This window comes from Porphyromonas endodontalis (assembly GCF_052173515.1).
Lineage (GTDB): Bacteria > Bacteroidota > Bacteroidia > Bacteroidales > Porphyromonadaceae > Porphyromonas > Porphyromonas endodontalis_A.
The window spans coordinates 13,251-30,740 of the sequence record NZ_JBQMYL010000005.1 but is presented as its reverse complement, the minus strand read 5'-3'; the positions used below and the strand labels follow the sequence as shown (position 1 = coordinate 30,740).

Sequence of the window (17,490 nt, the reverse complement as noted above, 5' to 3'; positions counted from 1 at the left end):
AAGACATGGCACAGACATTTTATATTGGGAGTGAACCCCTTACCCTCGCCCTTTGTGAACGCTATCTCAAAGAGCGTTTCCCCCTAGCATTAGGAGACGATGCACGTGCTCGCATTGAGCATTGTCGTAACTATCTTGACAATAAAGTAAAAGAGAGCGACCGCCCTATTTACGGTGTAACCACGGGCTTTGGCTCGCTTTGCAATCGCTCCATCTCGGCTGAGGCTTTGACTACGCTCCAAGAAAATCTCGTAAAGAGTCACGCTTGTAGCTGTGGTACAGAGGTAAATCAGGATATCGTGCGTTTGATGTTGCTCCTCAAGGCACACGCCTTGCAATTAGGGCACAGCGGGGTGCAGGTGGTAACGGTAGAGCGCATCCTTGATATGCTCAACAAGGATATTATCCCCATCGTATACGATAGGGGTTCTTTGGGTGCATCGGGCGACTTGGCTCCCCTTGCCAATCTTTTCCTCCCCCTTATCGGTGAAGGCGAAGTGCGTGTAGCCGGTGGCGAAAAGCGTTGCGCTCGCGAAGTCTTTGCTGAGCACGGACTTAGCACGGTTACTCTCAAGAGCAAAGAGGGTCTTGCCCTCCTCAATGGTACGCAGTTCATGAGCTCGCATGGGGTATATGCCCTCATCAAGGCTCATCGTATCGCCCGTCTTGCGGACTCTTGCGCCGCCCTCTCTCTAGAGGCTTTTGATGGGTTGGATGCTCCTTTTGCAGATGCTCTTCACACTATTCGTCCGCACAAGGGTCAGCTCACCGTGGCTCGTCACCTCCGCTCTCTTCTAGAGGGAAGCGAATTGATCGCTCGCCCCAAAAAGCAGGTACAAGACCCCTATAGCTTCCGTTGCGTGCCCCAAGTACATGGAGCCTCTAGAGATGCTATTGACTATGTTACCTCTGTGGTTGAGACCGAGATTAACTCTGTAACGGACAATCCTACGGTATTCCCCGACGAAGATAAGGTGGTATCGGGTGGTAACTTCCACGGACAACCCCTTGCCATCGTGTACGATTTCCTCGCTATTGCTTTGGCTGAGTTCGGAAATATCTCTGAGCGTCGCGTTGCTCAATTGATCCTTGGTTTGCGCGATCTCCCCGAGTTCCTCGTTGCCAACCCCGGGCTTAACTCCGGTTACATGATCCCTCAGTACGCCGCCGCTTCTATGGTAAGCAAAAACAAAATGTACTGTTTTGCTGCCTCTAGCGACAGCATCGTTTCGAGCAATGGTCAGGAAGACCACGTTTCCATGGGGGCGAATGCGGCTACTAAGTTGCTCCCTATCATCGAAAACTTGGAGATCATCTTTGGTATCGAATTGATGAATGCGGCACAGGCTTTAGAGTTCCGTCGCCCTGCTAAGTCTTCTCCCAAAATCGAAGAGATGTTGGCAGCATTCCGTCAGGTTGTGCCCCGAGTTGAGGATGATATTGTAATGTACAAGCTAATACAGCAAGCAACAGAGTTTGTTCGCACCTATGCCTTTGCCTAAAAGAGGCTAAGGACAAATTCTTATCTAACGGGGGTCGTCTCCAGAGGTGTTTTCTCGAAGAGCGAGGGAAGCCTTGGAGGCGATCTCTTTTTTATGACTCTCAGTATAGTTAGTTGGTTTTTAGCGAATTATTTGTACCTTTGCAGGACACGTGTCTCTACAAACAGGGCACTTGCAATAGGCGTTTGCGATGGGCGCTTGGGCAGGAGGCCTCTGTGGATAGGGCATTGTGTATTAGTTTTAAGTATAACAATTTAGATCCATCGCATTAATTATTGATGAGCAATCAAGAACATCTTACACCTAATCCAGATTTCGACTGGGGGATGTATGAAAAAGGGACAACCCTAAGCGAGGCAGCCCGCAAAGAGCAAGAAGCTAAGTATGAAGAAACCCTTAACTCTCTCAAAGTTAATGAGGTAGTTGTTGGTAAGGTGGTTGAGTTCGTAAAGAACGACAAGACTATCCGCGAAGTACTTGTAGACGTAGGTTACAAGTCGTTGGGCGTAGTTCCTTACACAGAGTTCCGCTACAATCAAGACCTTAAGATCGGCGACGAAGTAGAAGTGTACGTGATCAGTCAAGAAGACCGCTCCGGTGCACTCGTACTCTCTCACCGTCAGGCTCGTCTCGAGCGTGCATGGGAGCGTATCAACGAAGCTCAAGAAAAGGACGAAGTTATCCTCGGTTTCATCAAGAGCCGCACCAAGGGCGGTATGATTGTGGACGTGTTTGGCGTGGAAGCTTTCCTCCCCGGTTCACAGATCGATGTTCGCCCCATCCGTGACTACGATGCTCTCATTGACAAGACAATGGAGTTCAAGATCGTAAAGATCAATCAGGAGCAAAAGAATGTCGTTGTATCGCACAAGATCTTGGTAGAAGCCGAGCTCGAGCAACAGAAGCGCGATATTATCAGCAAGCTCGAAAAGGGTCAAGTACTCGAAGGTACCGTTAAGAACATCCTTCCTTTCGGTGTGTTTGTAGACCTTGGTGGTGTAGATGGTCTTATCCATATTACCGACCTCTCTTGGGAACGCGTATCGCACCCCAGCGAAGTGGTAGAGCTTGATCAGAAGATCAATGTAGTAATCCTCGACTTCGACGAGAACAAGACACGTATCGCTCTTGGTCTCAAGCAACTCACCCCCAACCCCTGGGATAACCTTGACCCCAACCTCAAGCCTGGGGACGTGCTCAAGGGTAAGGTGGAACTTATCACAGATTACGGCGCATTTGTAGAGATCGCTCCCGGTATCGAAGGGCTTATCCACGTAAGCGAAATGTCTTGGGCTCAGCACCTCCGCAGCGCACAAGACTTCCTCAAGGTAGGCGAAGAAGTAGAAGCTGTAATACTCACTCTCGACCGCGAAGAGCGCAAGATGAGCCTTGGTATGAAGCAACTTACTCCCGACCCCTGGGCAGATATCGAAGAGCGTTATCCTGTAGGCTCTCGTCATCAGGCTAAGGTTCGCAACTTTACCAACTTTGGTGTATTCGTAGAGATCGAAGAAGGCGTAGATGGTCTTATCCACCTCAGCGACCTCTCTTGGACTAAGAAGGTAAAGCACCCCAGCGAAGTAACCGAAATCGGTGCGATGATCGAAGTTGAAGTTTTGGAGATCGACAAAGAAAATCGTCGTCTCAGCCTTGGTCACAAGCAGACCGAAGAAAATCCTTGGGATGCTTTTGAAGATACCTTTACGGTAGGTTCTATCCACGAAGGTGTGATCACAGAAATCATCGACAATAAGGGTGCTGTTGTAGCTCTCCCCTATGGAATCGAAGGTTTTGCTACTCAAAAGCACCTTGTAAAAGAGGATGGCTCTAAGGCTCAAGTAGACGAAAAGCTCCCCTTCAAGGTTCTTGAGTTCAACAAAGACAAGCATCGTATCATTGTATCGCACAGCCGTACATTCGAAGACAAGCAACGCAGCGAACGCGCTTCTGAAGGCGCAGAACGCAAGCCCGCTCGTCGTGCAGAAGAAACAGCAGCTCAGGCTCCTGTAGAAAAGGCTACACTTGGCGATCTTGGTGCTCTTGCCGCTCTTCGTGATCAACTCGACGAGAACAACTAATAGTAAACTCCGCTTCCTCCCTCTGTCGTGAGGGGGAGGAGGAACGATTTTATGACCCCACGCTCGGGAGGAATCCTGGGTGTGGGGTTTCTTTTGTTACCTAGGAGTTATCAACTATCTTTGTGCTATAGCAACGAAAGAATAAGCAAGATACTATGGGAAAGAAGCGTTTGGTAGTCCTCACAGGGGCCGGGATGAGTGCCGAGAGTGGCATATCAACATTCCGAGACAGCGATGGTTTGTGGGAGCAGTATCCCGTACAGAAGGTGGCCTCAATAGAGGGATTTCGTGAGAATCCTCAGTTGGTACTCGATTTTTATACAGCACGGCGGCGAGATTTTGTAGGCTGCGAGCCCAACGCCGGTCACTATGCTTTGGCCGCATTGCAAGAGGATTGGGAGATGACCATCATAACCCAAAATATCGACGACTTGCACGAGCGAGCCGGTAGTCGGCACATGATCCACTTGCATGGCGAGATTTTGAAAAACTGCTCTGTAGCCCATCCCGATATTACTTACCCTGTGGATATGGAGCATCCCGAGATCAAGGTGGGGGATCTTGCCCCCGATGGCAGTCAGCTACGTCCCTTCATTGTTTGGTTTGGCGAGGCTGTGCCTATGATTGCTCCGGCGGCAGAGGCGGTTTGCCAAGCGGATTGTTTTGTGGTGATTGGCACTTCGCTCAACGTTTATCCTGCGGCAGGGCTTCTTGCCTATGTGCCCCATGCCACGCCTATTTATTTGATAGATCCGAAGCCTGTGGAGAGCTCCTATCGAAAAGATATTGTCTTTATACAATCTACGGCTTCCGAAGGGGTCGCTAAACTTGCTACCCTTCTCGCAAAATAAGACTCTCCTTCCACCTCTTCTCCCTCTTCTCTTTTTGAGGATATTTCTGCTCGCCCGTGGGGCTCTTCTTGCCCTGCAGGTAGAAATTCGTAACTTTGTTCCACAAAACTAAGTAGGTAACAACGAACTATACATCCCTATATAAGATGTCTCCCATCGAATCACTTAATCAAGCTATTACTAGTACATTGGGGAAGCTTTATGGCGCAACCCCGAGTCCGGATCAAATCCAAATACAAAAAACAAGAGCCGAGTTTGCAGGGCATTATACCCTTGTTGTATTTCCTCTGCTCAAGCTCTCTCGCAAGAAACCCGAGGAGACGGCTACCGAAATTGGAGCCTCCCTCAAAGCCGAATACCCCTGGATTACCGATTTTAATGTGGTAAAGGGGTTCCTAAACTTGAGCCTCTCGACGGCTCTTTGGCTTGAGCTTTTGAGTACGATTGATGGCGACAGTGCATGGGGGCATACCGCCGTTACAGAGCAGTCGCCTCTTGTAATGGTAGAGTACTCTTCCCCCAATACCAATAAGCCTCTGCACCTGGGGCATGTCCGCAACAATCTGTTGGGGAATAGCCTTGCCCGCATCCTTACAGCCAACGGCAAGCGAGTGGTGAAGACCAATATCGTAAATGATAGGGGTATTCACATCTGCAAATCTATGCTTGCATGGCAGAAGTGGGGCAATGGCATTACGCCCGAGAGTGCCGGTAAGAAGGGCGATCACCTCGTAGGAGACTTCTATGTTGCTTTTGATAAGCACTACAAAGCCGAGGTGGCAGACCTCATGGCGCAAGGCATGACCAAGGAAGAGGCCGAGGCGAAAGCCCCCTCTATGGTAGAGGCGCGCGACCTACTCCGCCGTTGGGAGGCAGGGGACGAAGAGGTGCTTGCCCTCTGGCGCATGATGAACCAATGGGTGTACGATGGTTTCGATGAGACCTATCGCCGTTTGGGGGTTGACTTCGACAAGATTTACTACGAGAGTGAAACCTACCTCAAGGGGAAGGCCGAAGTGCTCCGTGGTTTGGACGAAGGCCTTTTTGTAAAGCACGAAGATGGTAGTGTGTGGGCAGACCTAACGGCCGATGGTTTGGATGAAAAAATCCTCCTCCGCTCCGATGGTACGTCTGTGTACATGACCCAGGATATTGGTACTGCCAAGATGCGTTACGAGACCTATCCCATCGACCAAATGATCTACGTTGTGGGCAATGAGCAAGAGTACCACTTCAAGGTGCTCTCCATCCTTCTCGATCGTTTGGGATTCTCTTTTGGCAAGAGCCTTGTGCACTTTAGCTACGGAATGGTGGAGCTACCCAACGGTAAGATGAAGAGCCGTGAGGGTACTGTGGTGGATGCCGACGACCTAATGGACGAAATGATTGCCTCGGCACGAGCCATCGCTCAAGAGGCAGGGCGTGCAGCTCTCCTCCCCGAAGACGAGATGCAGGAGGTAGCCCGCCGTGTGGGCTTAGGTGCTCTCAAATACTTTATCCTTAAGGTGGATCCGCGCAAGAATATGACCTTCAACCCCGAAGAGTCTGTGGACTTTAACGGCAATACGGCATCGTTCATTCAGTACACATATGCCCGTATCCGCTCTCTTGTAGAGAAGGCGCGTGTAGCCGGAGAAGCTCCCGAGGCTCCTCTTACCCCAGAGGCAGCCGTTCGGTTAGACAATGCTCATTCCGATCGCGAAGTTGCCCTTATCCGTCAGCTCTCTGAGTATCCCTCTATTGTGGCAGAGGCCGGGAAGAGCTTCAGTCCTGCCCTTATCGCCAACTATGTATACGAGCTGGTAAAGGGGTACAATTCGTTCTATCACGATTGCCCTGTACTGCGTGAGGAGGACTATTCGATACGTCATACTCGCCTCTATATTAGCCGTATTGTAGCCGACATTATTGCCCGCGCTATGGATCTATTGGGTATCGAAATGCCCGAGAGAATGTAACTACTCCCGAATGACACTCTCTACTTATCCCCTGCCCGAAACTCTGCAAGAGGTGCCACGCGATGCCTCTATCGCCGTTTTGGCGTCGGGTGGCGTCGATAGTTCGGTGGCGGTGCATCTATTGCTACAAGCCGGCTTTCGTCCCGACCTGTTTTACATCCGTATCGGGATGGAAGATGAGGAGGGCTTTATTGATTGCCCTGCCGAGGAGGATATGGAGATGGTTACCCTTCTTGCGCGTAAGTACCAGTTACACTATGAGGTGATAGACCTGCACAAGGAGTATTGGGAGCGTGTGGTAAAGTACACGATAGAGAGCGTGCGTCAGGGATTGACCCCCAACCCCGATATGATGTGCAACAAACTCATCAAGTTTGGGGTCTTCGAGGAGCGGGTGGGGCACCGATACGATTACATTGCCACAGGGCATTATGCCTCTACCGCACGGGTGGATGGGAAAACTTTTCTCGCTACCGCTCCCGATCCTGTAAAGGATCAAACCGATTTCCTTGCCCAGATTAATTTCAAACAAATATCCAAACTCCTCTTTCCCCTAGGGTGCCTTACCAAGCAGCAGGTGCGTATGGTGGCGGAGGAGGCCGGCCTTGCCAATGCCCACCGAAAGGATAGTCAGGGCATTTGTTTCTTGGGAAAAATCAATTACAACGACTTTATTGAGCGTTACCTAGGCAAGCGACCCGGCCGTATCATTGAGTACGAAACGGGCAAAACGCTGGGTACACATCAAGGCTTTTGGTTCCACACTATCGGGCAACGCAAAGGCCTGGGCCTTAGTGGCGGGCCCTGGTTTGTAGTAAAGAAAGACTGCAAACGAAATATCATACTTGTGAGCCGGGGGTATGACCCGCTTACCCAATATGGTACCGAGATTTTTGTGGATAAGTTCGATTTTATCACCGAAGATCTCTTTGCTCCCGAGGGGGCTGTTGGCAATAAAGAGGGGGCGCAGGTGGTGCCTATTACGCTCAAGATCCGTCATACTCCCGAGTTCGTTCGGGCTACTATCCGCCGTCTCGAAAAGGGGTATCACATTGTGAGCGAGACCCCTATCCAGGGTATTGCTCCCGGGCAATACGCTGTAATCTACGACACCGAGAGCCGCCTTTGCTTCGGGAGTGGTATGATTGTAAAAGGGAAATAAGTTGTACTCAAAATATGAATAGACGCTTCACCCATATTGTAGGAGGCTTGATGCTTCTTGTCCTTATCTCTGCTTGCAGGCAGAGTGGTCATCAGTTTAGTGTCCGTGGGGAGCTGACCGATACCCTCAACTCTATGCTCTACCTCTACGAAGTGGTGGGAGAACCCCAACTCGTGGACTCTGTTAAGATCGAGAAGGGTCGCTTTACACTCCATCACACGGCAAGTGGCGATGCCAAACTTTATCAGCTCTCCACCTCGGTTGGATCGCTCTACTTCTCCGCCGATAGTAGTACACAACTGCAAATTACTTCCTCCAAAGCTGAGGGAGCGATGCCTTTCGAATTCGTAAATGCAGATGAAGAAAACAGGGCGATCTACGCCATACAGCAGGAGGTGCGTGCCTTTGAGATGACAACTAGACAGACGCAAGATGTGGCTACGCTAGATTCACTTGTGTCGAATCTTCGCCAGCATTTGCTTCAAGATTTTATCTATGCCCAGCCTCGCAGTATGGCGGCTATTGTAGCCCTCTTGCAGGCTCCTTTCAATATCCCCCTCTTCTTCCCCGAGTCGGGCAATAAGGAAGATATCCAAGCCTATGGGGCAGTGGCAACGGCTTTTGAGACCTTCCGCCCCAATAGCGTTTACACTCCAATGCTCAAAGAGAAGGCACTCTTGGGGATGGCCATTAAGTCTAAGGCACAAACACAACAGGCTCGCGAGCGGGAGCTCCTCTCGCAAGCCAAAGAGGTGGCATTCCCCCCGATTCACTTGTACGACAGCAAAGGCGTGGAGCGTTCGCTTGCTGATGTTGCAGCCCAACACCCCAAAGTAATTCTTGGCTTCATCGCTTTGGGAGCCGAAGATGCGCCCTCAGTCGTCTCTCGATTGCGTGGTATTTACGAGCGAGAAAAAAGGGAGGGATTGGAGATTTTTCTCGTCTCTTTGGATCAGGATAAGAGCCTGTGGTTACAGTCCGTTCGTACCTTGCCTTGGATCAATACATGGGATCCGGAGGGGCGTTCTGCCTCTAGTTATGGGGTGCAAAGATTGCCTCTGTTTTTCATGATTCAAGGGGACGAAGTGCGAGAACTGACTCTCTAGGGATTTTCGTCTTTCCCATCTGCTCCCTAAGATGAAGAATGAGTTTTTTACCGAAGTCTCTTGGCAAGGGATCCCTCTAGAGAGTAGGGCGCGCTATACCCATGGGCTACTCTCCCTCGGCTCTTGCTTTAGCGATAATATCGGCAATTGGCTACTTCAGCATCAATTTGACATCTCGGTAAATCCTTTTGGCACCCTCTATAACCCTTTATCTCTAGCTAGGGCGCTCAATATCCTTGCGGATGAGTCTTTCCATTTTACCCCTCAGCACCTATTCTACGATGGGGAGCGGTACAGAAGTTTTATGCACCATAGCCGCTATGCCCACGCTCAAGAAGAGGTTGCCCTAGAGCAGATGAATCGCGATCTTGAGGTGGGGAGGGAGAAACTTTTGAGGGGCGATTGGCTTTTCTTGACCCTCGGAACCTCTTTTTATTACGAGCTAAGGGAGACGGGCGAAGTAGTGGCGAATTGCCATAAATGCCCTGCCGGAGATTTTCGGCAACTGCGTTTGAGTGCTGAGCAATCTGCCCAAGCTCTCCTAGAGGCTCTCACCCCTATCCTCCAACGAAACGAGCAGCTCCGCCTCCTCATCACGGTAAGCCCCATCCGCTATCGTAGCTATGGAGCTGTGGAAAACATGCGAAGTAAAGCCGATTTGTTGCGTACGGCCGAGCAGATCGAAGGGGTATTTCCCTCTCGAGCCTATTACTTTCCTGCCTTCGAAATCATGCTGGACGAGCTCCGAGACTATCGGTTTTATGCTCGAGACTTAGTCCATCCCTCCGAATTGGCCATCGATTTTATCCGACAAAAATTGCTCGCAGGTTGGCTCCATCCCGACGAAAACCCCCATGTGAGAGAGGCTGAAAAAAACTTCCGCCGCAGCCAACATCGTCCCCTTTTGTAGTCTATTCGAGAGGGTGAGATGGGCTAAAATCAACCGAAGAAATAGAAGAAAATCTTATCGGCAATAGGGATGAGTATGGAGGTAAAGAAGCCCATAATCCCAATAGCAAGCCCTCCGATAGCCCCCTCTACAGCGCCTAGTTGGATGGCGGTGAGCGTACCCATACCATGAGCCGACGCCCCCAAGGCAAGCCCTTTGGCTATCTTACTCTCAATCTTTAGTAGACGGAAAATGGGAGGACTCACGAGCCCCCCAAAGATGCCGGCAATAACCACCACAACGGCTGTGAGTGCCGGGATGCCTCCCGATTGTTCTGCAAGAGCCATGGCAATAGGGGTTGTTACCGATTTGGGTTGCATGGAGGCTGCAATCGCTCTATCGGCTCCAAATAGGTAGGCGATGGCTACGACGCTTACAATCCCCACTACCGCCCCCACAAAAACAGAGGTGAGAATGAAAACAACACGCCCCTTGAGGTGGGCACTCTCTTTGTAGAGCAAGTAGCCCACAGCCACCACAGAGGGGCCGAGAAGGAAGCTAAGAAGGTGGCTCCCCTTTTCGTAACTCTCGTAGGGGACTGAGAAGGTAAGCAACAGCCCTATGAGCAGTCCAATGGTCACGAGTAGGGGGTGAAAGAGGGGGAAATGTACCCGACGATAAAACCATTGCGCCCCCAGATAAATCCCTAGCGTGAGGGGCAAAGTAAAATAGGGATTCGATAAAATTTGCTGCATCATAGGGAGCCCTCCTTACGTCGTTTGCGTTTCTCTGAGCGTTGTTCCATGGCCTGTTCGCTCCATGCCACCACAGCAAGTACGAGTACTGTACTAAGTACCATAGAAAGCACAATAGCAATCCAATAATCCCGAATAAGGTCGAGTTGCGTGATCAATCCCACTCCGGCAGGGACAAAGAAAATCCCCATATTCTTGGTAAGAAAAGAGGCCACATTCTCCACCTGATGAGGCCGTACAATATTTGCCTTTAGCCCTGCAAATAGGAGGATCATACCCAAAACACTCCCGGGGATAAAGTGCCCAATGAGGATGCTAAGTGCCTCCCCAAAAGCGTAAAATAGCAGGATACAGAATATCTGTTCTAGATGATTTGTCATTTTTGACCTGTGGTGTGGTTACCGAGGCATTTCGCTGAGGAGCAGTTCTGCCTCTTCTAATTGATGGAAAAATTCTTCGCCAAAAGCTCGTATAAGAGGCTCTTTGAGGGCTTTGTAGACAGGTATCCCGAGCTTTTTGCCGAGGGCACATGCCGGGCGGCAAATCTCCCAATGGTCGTAATTAAGCGCTGTAGAATACTTGTATTTGTGTACCCGTATGGGGTAGAGATGGCAGCTGATGGGCTTGGGGAAGGTGCTCTTGCCTTCTCGATAAATCTTCTCAAAGGCACAAAGACAACGCCCCTCCTCGTCGTAGGTTGTAAAGACACAATCTCGTCCATTGACGAGCTGGGTAACTTCGTCTCCCGAGGCATCTATGTAGCTAATCCCCTTGCTGTGTATTACCTCCAAAGCATCTGCACTGAGCAACGGCTCTACCAGAGGAAGTAAATGACGCATCGTCATGGCTTCGGCATGCTCTAGGGGAGCTCCGCTATCGCCCTCTACGCAGCATATCCCACGGCACGCCTCGTAGTCGCAAACAAACTGCACCTCTAGGATGTCTCGGCTCACTATTTTATCCTCAATTTGTATCATAAGCAAGAGTCTTTTAGGGGTAGGGGGAGCATGGCGTTAATGGGTTGGATTTGGTCGTATCCCTCTAGGTCTGCAACTCGGATGGTGCAGGGAGTGAGTAGCCCCTCTTGGATAAGATATTGTCGCTGTACCCCCTCCAAAAGAGGCGTATCGGGGGTGTACCATCGTCCCTCTCGGTGGAAAGCGAGATTGGCAAAAGAGCAATCAGTAATTCGCCCCTCGCTGTCCACTAAAAGCACTTCGTCTGCCGCGCATCCCTCCTTGAGGCGATTGAGTACCTCCCGATCCGTACTCTTGTAGGAGTATGTGTACCCAACGGGCAGTGCCATAGGGGCAAAAGAGTGAATAATCCGTGGGGTATAGGGCGTAAAACTTAGCTCACGAATGGTCTCTCGATAGACGAAGCGGCACTTTACTCGCCCCTTTCTGAGAGGTTCGGGGCAGAGTTGTTCCAAAGGAGGCATTGGCGGACAAACGAACCCCAAGTCGCGTGCCGTTCGCTCCATACGTGCTTGGTGCAGGGGCTGCAATTGTACCTTCCCATCCTCAAGGCGAAGGGTCTCTATAAACTCCTCCATACGCTCCATTTAGAAAAAGGGGAGGTAAACTTTGGCAATAGCCTCGCGGTACTCGTCGTGGCAAAGGCTGTTGATGGTAATACCCCCTCCGCTGTGGTAGTGGAGAGATCCATCGGGATGTTCGGCAATAAAACGAATCAGCACACCCGTATCAAGATCCTTGCCATCGAAATAGCCAAATACTCCGGTATAAAAACCGCGGGGCTCTCCCTCTGCTTCTGCAATGGCTTGTAGGGTAGCCTCTTTGGGGGCTCCCGATATAGAACCTGCGGGTAATAGCGTGAATAGGATATCCCCTAAGTGCTCTGAGGCGTCTGGGGCCAGGTCGGCCGCAATCCGCGAGCTTACCTGTAGCAGTTCGCCTTGGAGTGTCTTTACCCGATCGATGTAACGGAAGTCCTCTACGCGCACGTTTGTAGCCACTCTGGCAAGGTCGTTGCGCATCAGGTCTACGATGGTATAATGCTCGGCAGTCTCTTTGTAATCTTGTAGAATATGCTCTCGGGCGTTGGGCGTAGCGGCATCTATGGTACCCTTCATGGGGTTCGTTTCAATGGTCTTGCAGCCTCTTTGGGTGCGAATGAATCGCTCCGGAGAGAAGGAGACGAATCGCCCGGGTACCATCAACTTATAGGGAGCTTCTGCTCGAAAAAAGATCTCCGAGAGGGAGAGAGGTGTCTCTATGGGAGTGGAGATGGTGAGGTTTGCGAGAAAGGAATCTCCCCTCGAGAGTGCCTCTTGGATACGTGCAAACTTACCTTGGTAGCACTCCTCGGATAGGGGGTGTGCCACGAGTAGAGGAAGGTGAGGGAGCGGAGGAAGCTCATCCGTAAGGGGGGCGTTGGTATAGGCACCCACCCTAAAGAGTACTTCTTGTTGAGCCAATGGCTCCTCCCAAATCCAGCCTTCGCAAACGGCAAAATCGACGGCAAAAAGAAAAGGTTTCTTTTGCGATCCTAAAAGATTTATGGCTCGACGCAGGTCGTGAGCCGCCATGGGGGCAGAAGGACTAATTGCTCTCTCTAACACGACCGCAAAGGTACATCATACGGAGCAAAAAGCCCTTACCCTCACACTCCCCTCGGCTGAATAGAATAGTGATGGATACTCAGAGTTAGATATTGTGGGCTGTGCGGTAAGCCACAATATCTTCGATGGTAAGTACCGGCATATTGTGCTTCTCCCCAAAGCGAATAATCTCGGGGAGGCGAGCCATAGTGCCGTCTTCGTTGGTCAACTCGCAGAGTACAGCGGTATCTCCCAAGCCTGCAATACGCACAATGTCGATACTGCCCTCGGTGTGCCCTCTACGCTCCAAAACACCATTCTCACGAGCACGAAGGGGGAATACATGCCCCGGATGAACGAGATCTTCGGGGCGAGCACCGGGGCGAGCTGCTGTCTGAATCGTGCAGAGACGGTCCCGTGCCGAGACGCCTGTAGTAACGCCCTCTCTTGCCTCTATGGAGATGGTAAAAGCGGTTTGATTTTTGCAGGTGTTGTTTTGCACCATGGGCGGGAGCTCCAGCTCTTGGCACTTCTTATCCTTCATACATACGCAAATAATACCGCTGCACTCGCGTATCATGAGGGCAATATTTTTCTCTGTTAGATTGGTGGTGGGATAGATAATATCCCCTTCGTTTTCTCTGTCTTCGTCATCTACAAGCAAGATGCCGCGCCCCTCTTGTAGGGCTTGGGTGGCAGTGGCAATGCGTTGCTCTACTGCCTCAAGGTTGTTCCCTTCTTTCATTTTATCTCCGCATTAGTATATCTGTAGTTTACTCATTGTCGATACTAAAGGGAGAGGGAAGTATAAGCTGCAAAGGTATTTGAGGGGTAGGATGAAGGCCTCCCATAGAGAGGGAGGAGAGACTGCCCACGCAAGAACCCCAACCCACACGCCTATACGGCAAAAGGTTGGTTTCTCAAGATTCAAATACCATCCGGACTATAACCGTCGGTTATGGAATTACACCATATCAGTCCCCCCTATAAAGAGCCTCTTCTATATAGATGCTCCCAAAAAGGGGAGTTGTGGACTATCACCACCGGTAGGGATTTACACCGCTCCTCTTTAGAATCTCCCACAAAGGTAGTACATTCTAGAGTAATAATGCCCTAGAGTGTAAGTCTTACTTGCCTTTGGATAATAAAGAAAAGCAGCATCATCCTCAAGCGGATAATGCTGCCTTTCCAACATGAAAAACTCAAAGATATACACAATCTTTTGTCTGTCGGGGTACCGCGATTCGAACGCGGGACCCCCTGCTCCCAAAGCAGGTGCGCTAACCGGACTGCGCTACACCCCGAAATCTTTAAGCGGCACAAAGGTACGCATTATATCTCAATCTGCAATCCCATCACCCCAAGAAAAACCCCTCGGGGGAGGTGATGCAAGAGGGAGGAGTGACCCGGGTGGGATTCAAACCCACGACCTTCAGAACCGGAATCTGACGCTCTATTCAGCTAAGCTACCGAGCCTTATTGCCTCTTTGTGCCCTGCAAAGGTACATTTTTCTTCCCAACCGCTTGATACCACCTTGCTCAAGAGTAGAGACGATAGCCCCCATTTGCCTAATATACAGAAAGAAAAAGAGCTCCCTTACACCCCCTAAAGTCGGAGGGGATGGGAGCTCCTCATTCTGTGGTGCCACACACTCTCTCTTGTGGATTCGTTTCTGTGTGGATAACCTCGCTCCCTATTTATCCTCTTGGATGGGAGCAAGAGTGGATGTTATTATTTGTGTGAATTCTCTTTTTCGCCAATACACCTCATTTCTTGTGTCGTAGTGCGAGTAAAGGTATAAAAAGGAGGTCGCTGTCTCAATTGTACTACTTGAATTCCCCGGGTAGAGCTGGTCGGAAAAGAAGCCTGCGGAGCAAGGGTGGGGAATACTGCCTGGTTTTGGATTAGAAGTCAGCTGGAATGGGAGTGCCTTTTGGGGTGAGATTTTTTCTTCTCTTTGCCGAGAAACATTTTTTTCTTGCCCTAATTCGGAAAACTTTTAGACCTGTGATTTTTTCGTGTTTCACAGAAGGGGGCTTTTGATACATGATAAAACAAAGAGAGGGCGGCAAGAGCTGTATGGGAGTTGCCCAATAAGACTCTGCCGCCCCCTCTCTGTTGTTTCCCTCCTTTGGGATGAGGAGGGAGAGGATTTATACGGATTTCTTTTGTGCTATCTAACGACTGCCTTGTAGTTTTTCTCCGTTGTGTGGAGGATGTAAATGCCCCTATTTAGGGAGACAAATCGGGGCACTCCGGCGTTAATAGTCATCTTACAGATAAGGAGCCCCGAGAGGTCGTAGATGGCAAGTTGTGTATCACGGTCTGCCGATAGTATCAGTCCGCCCTCTGTTTGCTCTACCACTAGATCTCCTGAATCCATTGCCTCGGGGAGAACTGTATTATTGGGGTTTACAACAGGCATAAAGTCCGAAATCTCCGATACGTAGTTTTGGAACATGCGCGTTCGGGTGGCCGTTACGTTGTACACAAAGTTCTGTCCATCAAGACCATGCTCTATCTTAAAGGAATTATCGCCGGCAACAAAGTTGGTTTGGTAGGGAGCGTAGCCGTGTTCTCCTTTGTTGATATTTTGATAAACAGCCATCTCGTCAATGTAGAAGGGTTTGCCTCTAAGGCTCATAAATCCGATGCGGATGCGCTCTCTTGTATTGAGCTCCTTAGGGGGAGCAAACTGTACTGTGGACGAGATTATACCAGCTTTCTCGGGGAAGGGGATGCGCATAAACTCATCTACTTTGTTGTCTGTGTACTCTTTCATAACCATCACGAAAAGGGTATCGCAATCCACGGTACTTTGCGCCTTTACAGAGACCTCAAAAGCACCCTTATCGGGCGTGAGGTAAAGAGCCGGTGATACGACCAATCCGGCGGTTGAGCTGTATGGAGCCGTCTCTTTAACGCCCATCATGCCCTTGGCATAGGCAGGGAGCTGCACTATCCAATCGGTCTTTGTTACTCCCTCTTTGGCTAGGAATACAACTTTATCTTCCGGTTTGACGGGCTCTTCTACGCTTCCCTCCGTTATGGTATCGAAGGTCTCACGAAGAATCTCCTGCTTGGGAGCGCCCGGTTTGTGGGTTAGATCTTTGTAATTATTGAGCTGATAAAGCCCGGCGTTGTAGATCTTCTCCCATTGGGCTACATAGCTTGTAGGCGTTATCTGAGAAGCTGCATACACTGCCGGCTTTATACCTTTAATCCCATCTACCCAAGTAGGGTATGTTGGCTCAGAGAGGGCTTCTCCATCTTTTGCGCGTACGTAGTAGAAGTGCTCCTTTGAAGTGTCGTATTCGGAGACTTCGTACTCTGTTGCAGTCAACTCTTTATCCTTATGGATATAGTAGGGTACGGGCTTACTACCATAGGTGTAGGTTATATCATCGACATAAAAAGAGACGCTATTCTTTTGAATCAGCTGAAGACGCACCTGCTCGATGTTGTAATTTTTGAGCACCTCGCTATCGAACTTGTAGAATCCCCCCTGCTCTTGCATCCACAGGTTGGGTAGGTTGGCAATGGCTACCCATTTGCCATCTGAGAGCACAGATACCTCTAGTAGGGTGTAGGTGTAGTCTGTCTCCTGCTCTATGGAGGAGGGTTTTACCCAAAAGGATAGCTCTGTGATGGGGGCAATCGTCTTGGGTGACACTATAGAATCGTCTACTGCATCAAAGACCAATGCAAGGGGAGAAGAATGAAAGTTCCCCTCAGTTTGTATTACATCTTGAGAGCCATGAGAGGAGAGGTCGATGGTCCACCCTTCGGGGTAGTTAGGTTGTGCTGTATCTATCTTGCCATTGCCATCTGTCTTGATACCATCAAAACCCTCTACAACCGTTGTAGGTGGGATGACCTCTTGGGGCATATCAAGGTAGTAGAGCGAGAATAGGTAGCTCTTGGCATCGGGCGAGGCCTCCCATCTTGCCTTAAAAGAGGTAGAAGAAGTATTGAGTGGGGATAGAGCCTTTGGGGGGATGAGGGTTGTTTGCTTTCTCTCCACCACAATGTCATCAATAAGCATATCGCACTCAAGCGGCTGCAACTGGAACATGTTTTTCGTGTTGAAGGTTGCCTTATCCGACACCATCTCGTACTGTTGCCACTCGGTGGTTAGGTCTACATCTTTGTTGTCCACAGGCCCCTGTGTATTGTCACATAGGGCAATCCAAAGTTTCCCTTCCGATTGTTTCCCCGGCAGGAGCTTTGCTCGGAAGGTGATCTTTACCACACCATAGAGAGCCATCTCCGGGGTTTGGAGGTGCCCTGCCACTCCGTCGTCGGTTAGTTTAAGGTAAGCACACCCGCCTGCTTGGTACACGAAGTTACCCCTCCATCCGGACTGGTGCATGATGGCGGAATTGAGGTTGTAGCTATTGGCACTCCCCCCTTCTGTTTCGTTATGTGGAGTGGTTTCGCTGCCTTTAGTCCAGAGAGAGAAGTCCTCTTTTACTACTTCTTTGAAAGGGGGCTCCGTAGCTTGGGCGATAGAAATACTCCCGATCAGAGCCACAAAAAAAGAGAAGACGGCCATCCTCATAGTGGAATATCTGTTTTTCATACAAACTTATTGTGTTTGATTGTGAGGTTGATTTTTGAAAACA

Annotated in this window: 14 protein-coding genes, 2 tRNA genes and 1 riboswitch; of the genes, 7 read left to right on the top strand and 9 right to left on the bottom strand. The window is 50.1% G+C overall.

What is annotated here, in order from left to right; translation table 11 throughout:
- Positions 1-5: 5 nt before the first annotated feature.
- The 7 genes from hutH to ACTTHR_RS03530 all read left to right on the top strand — a co-directional run bounded on the left by hutH (position 6) and on the right by ACTTHR_RS03530 (position 9,567).
- The gene (hutH, locus tag ACTTHR_RS03560) at positions 6-1,502 is read left to right on the top strand and encodes a histidine ammonia-lyase (RefSeq protein WP_304284600.1); all 1,497 of its coding nucleotides are present in this window, start codon (positions 6-8) and stop codon (positions 1,500-1,502) included.
- 278 nt (positions 1,503-1,780) lie between these two features.
- Positions 1,781-3,580: a 30S ribosomal protein S1 gene (rpsA, locus tag ACTTHR_RS03555; protein WP_442605214.1), complete on the top strand. Its 1,800-nt coding sequence runs from the start codon at positions 1,781-1,783 to the stop codon at positions 3,578-3,580.
- Between the two features lie 155 nt (positions 3,581-3,735).
- Entirely contained in the window at positions 3,736-4,431 is a 696-nt protein-coding gene (locus ACTTHR_RS03550) for an SIR2 family NAD-dependent protein deacylase (RefSeq protein WP_442605213.1), read from the top strand.
- 146 nt (positions 4,432-4,577) lie between these two features.
- Positions 4,578-6,389 carry an arginine--tRNA ligase gene (argS, locus tag ACTTHR_RS03545; protein WP_442605212.1) on the top strand — a complete coding sequence of 604 codons (1,812 nt, stop codon included), beginning with the start codon at positions 4,578-4,580 and terminating at the stop codon, positions 6,387-6,389.
- Positions 6,390-6,399: 10 nt separating this feature from the next.
- Positions 6,400-7,551 carry a tRNA 2-thiouridine(34) synthase MnmA gene (gene mnmA / locus ACTTHR_RS03540; RefSeq protein ID WP_442605211.1) on the top strand — a complete coding sequence of 384 codons (1,152 nt, stop codon included), beginning with the start codon at positions 6,400-6,402 and terminating at the stop codon, positions 7,549-7,551.
- A 14-nt stretch (positions 7,552-7,565) separates the two neighbouring features.
- A complete protein-coding gene (locus ACTTHR_RS03535) occupies positions 7,566-8,657 on the top strand; it encodes a DUF4369 domain-containing protein (protein ID WP_442605210.1) in 1,092 nt (363 codons plus the stop codon).
- A gap of 31 nt (positions 8,658-8,688) precedes the next feature.
- Complete coding sequence (locus ACTTHR_RS03530) at positions 8,689-9,567, top strand: GSCFA domain-containing protein (RefSeq protein WP_442605209.1); 879 nt, start codon at positions 8,689-8,691, stop codon at positions 9,565-9,567.
- 29 nt (positions 9,568-9,596) lie between these two features.
- Here ACTTHR_RS03530 and ACTTHR_RS03525 read toward each other — a convergent pair whose 3' ends face one another.
- The 9 genes from ACTTHR_RS03525 to ACTTHR_RS03485 form a co-directional block, all read right to left on the bottom strand.
- Entirely contained in the window at positions 9,597-10,301 is a 705-nt protein-coding gene (locus ACTTHR_RS03525; RefSeq protein ID WP_040580242.1) for an LrgB family protein, read from the bottom strand.
- On the bottom strand, positions 10,301-10,681 hold the full coding sequence (locus tag ACTTHR_RS03520) for a CidA/LrgA family protein (protein WP_304284590.1): 381 nt from the start codon (positions 10,679-10,681) through the stop codon (positions 10,301-10,303). Before ACTTHR_RS03520 ends, ACTTHR_RS03525 begins: the two co-directional genes overlap by 1 nt.
- A gap of 18 nt (positions 10,682-10,699) precedes the next feature.
- Complete coding sequence (locus tag ACTTHR_RS03515) at positions 10,700-11,278, bottom strand: DUF3109 family protein (protein WP_304284589.1); 579 nt, start codon at positions 11,276-11,278, stop codon at positions 10,700-10,702.
- Positions 11,275-11,856 carry an aminotransferase class IV gene (locus tag ACTTHR_RS03510; protein ID WP_304284588.1) on the bottom strand — a complete coding sequence of 194 codons (582 nt, stop codon included), beginning with the start codon at positions 11,854-11,856 and terminating at the stop codon, positions 11,275-11,277. The genes ACTTHR_RS03515 and ACTTHR_RS03510 overlap by 4 nt, the downstream gene beginning before the upstream one ends.
- A 9-nt stretch (positions 11,857-11,865) precedes the next feature.
- Entirely contained in the window at positions 11,866-12,852 is a 987-nt protein-coding gene (locus ACTTHR_RS03505) for an aminodeoxychorismate synthase component I (RefSeq protein WP_304284587.1), read from the bottom strand.
- A gap of 118 nt (positions 12,853-12,970) precedes the next feature.
- Positions 12,971-13,609 carry a 3,4-dihydroxy-2-butanone-4-phosphate synthase gene (ribB, locus tag ACTTHR_RS03500; RefSeq protein ID WP_304284586.1) on the bottom strand — a complete coding sequence of 213 codons (639 nt, stop codon included), beginning with the start codon at positions 13,607-13,609 and terminating at the stop codon, positions 12,971-12,973.
- Between the two features lie 177 nt (positions 13,610-13,786).
- A riboswitch (FMN riboswitch) is annotated at positions 13,787-13,943 on the bottom strand.
- A gap of 150 nt (positions 13,944-14,093) precedes the next feature.
- Positions 14,094-14,168, bottom strand: a tRNA-Pro gene (locus ACTTHR_RS03495).
- Between the two features lie 98 nt (positions 14,169-14,266).
- A tRNA-Arg gene (locus ACTTHR_RS03490) sits at positions 14,267-14,340 on the bottom strand.
- Positions 14,341-15,038: 698 nt separating this feature from the next.
- A complete protein-coding gene (locus tag ACTTHR_RS03485) occupies positions 15,039-17,447 on the bottom strand; it encodes a T9SS C-terminal target domain-containing protein (protein ID WP_442605208.1) in 2,409 nt (802 codons plus the stop codon).
- Between the last annotated feature and the right edge of the window lie 43 nt (positions 17,448-17,490).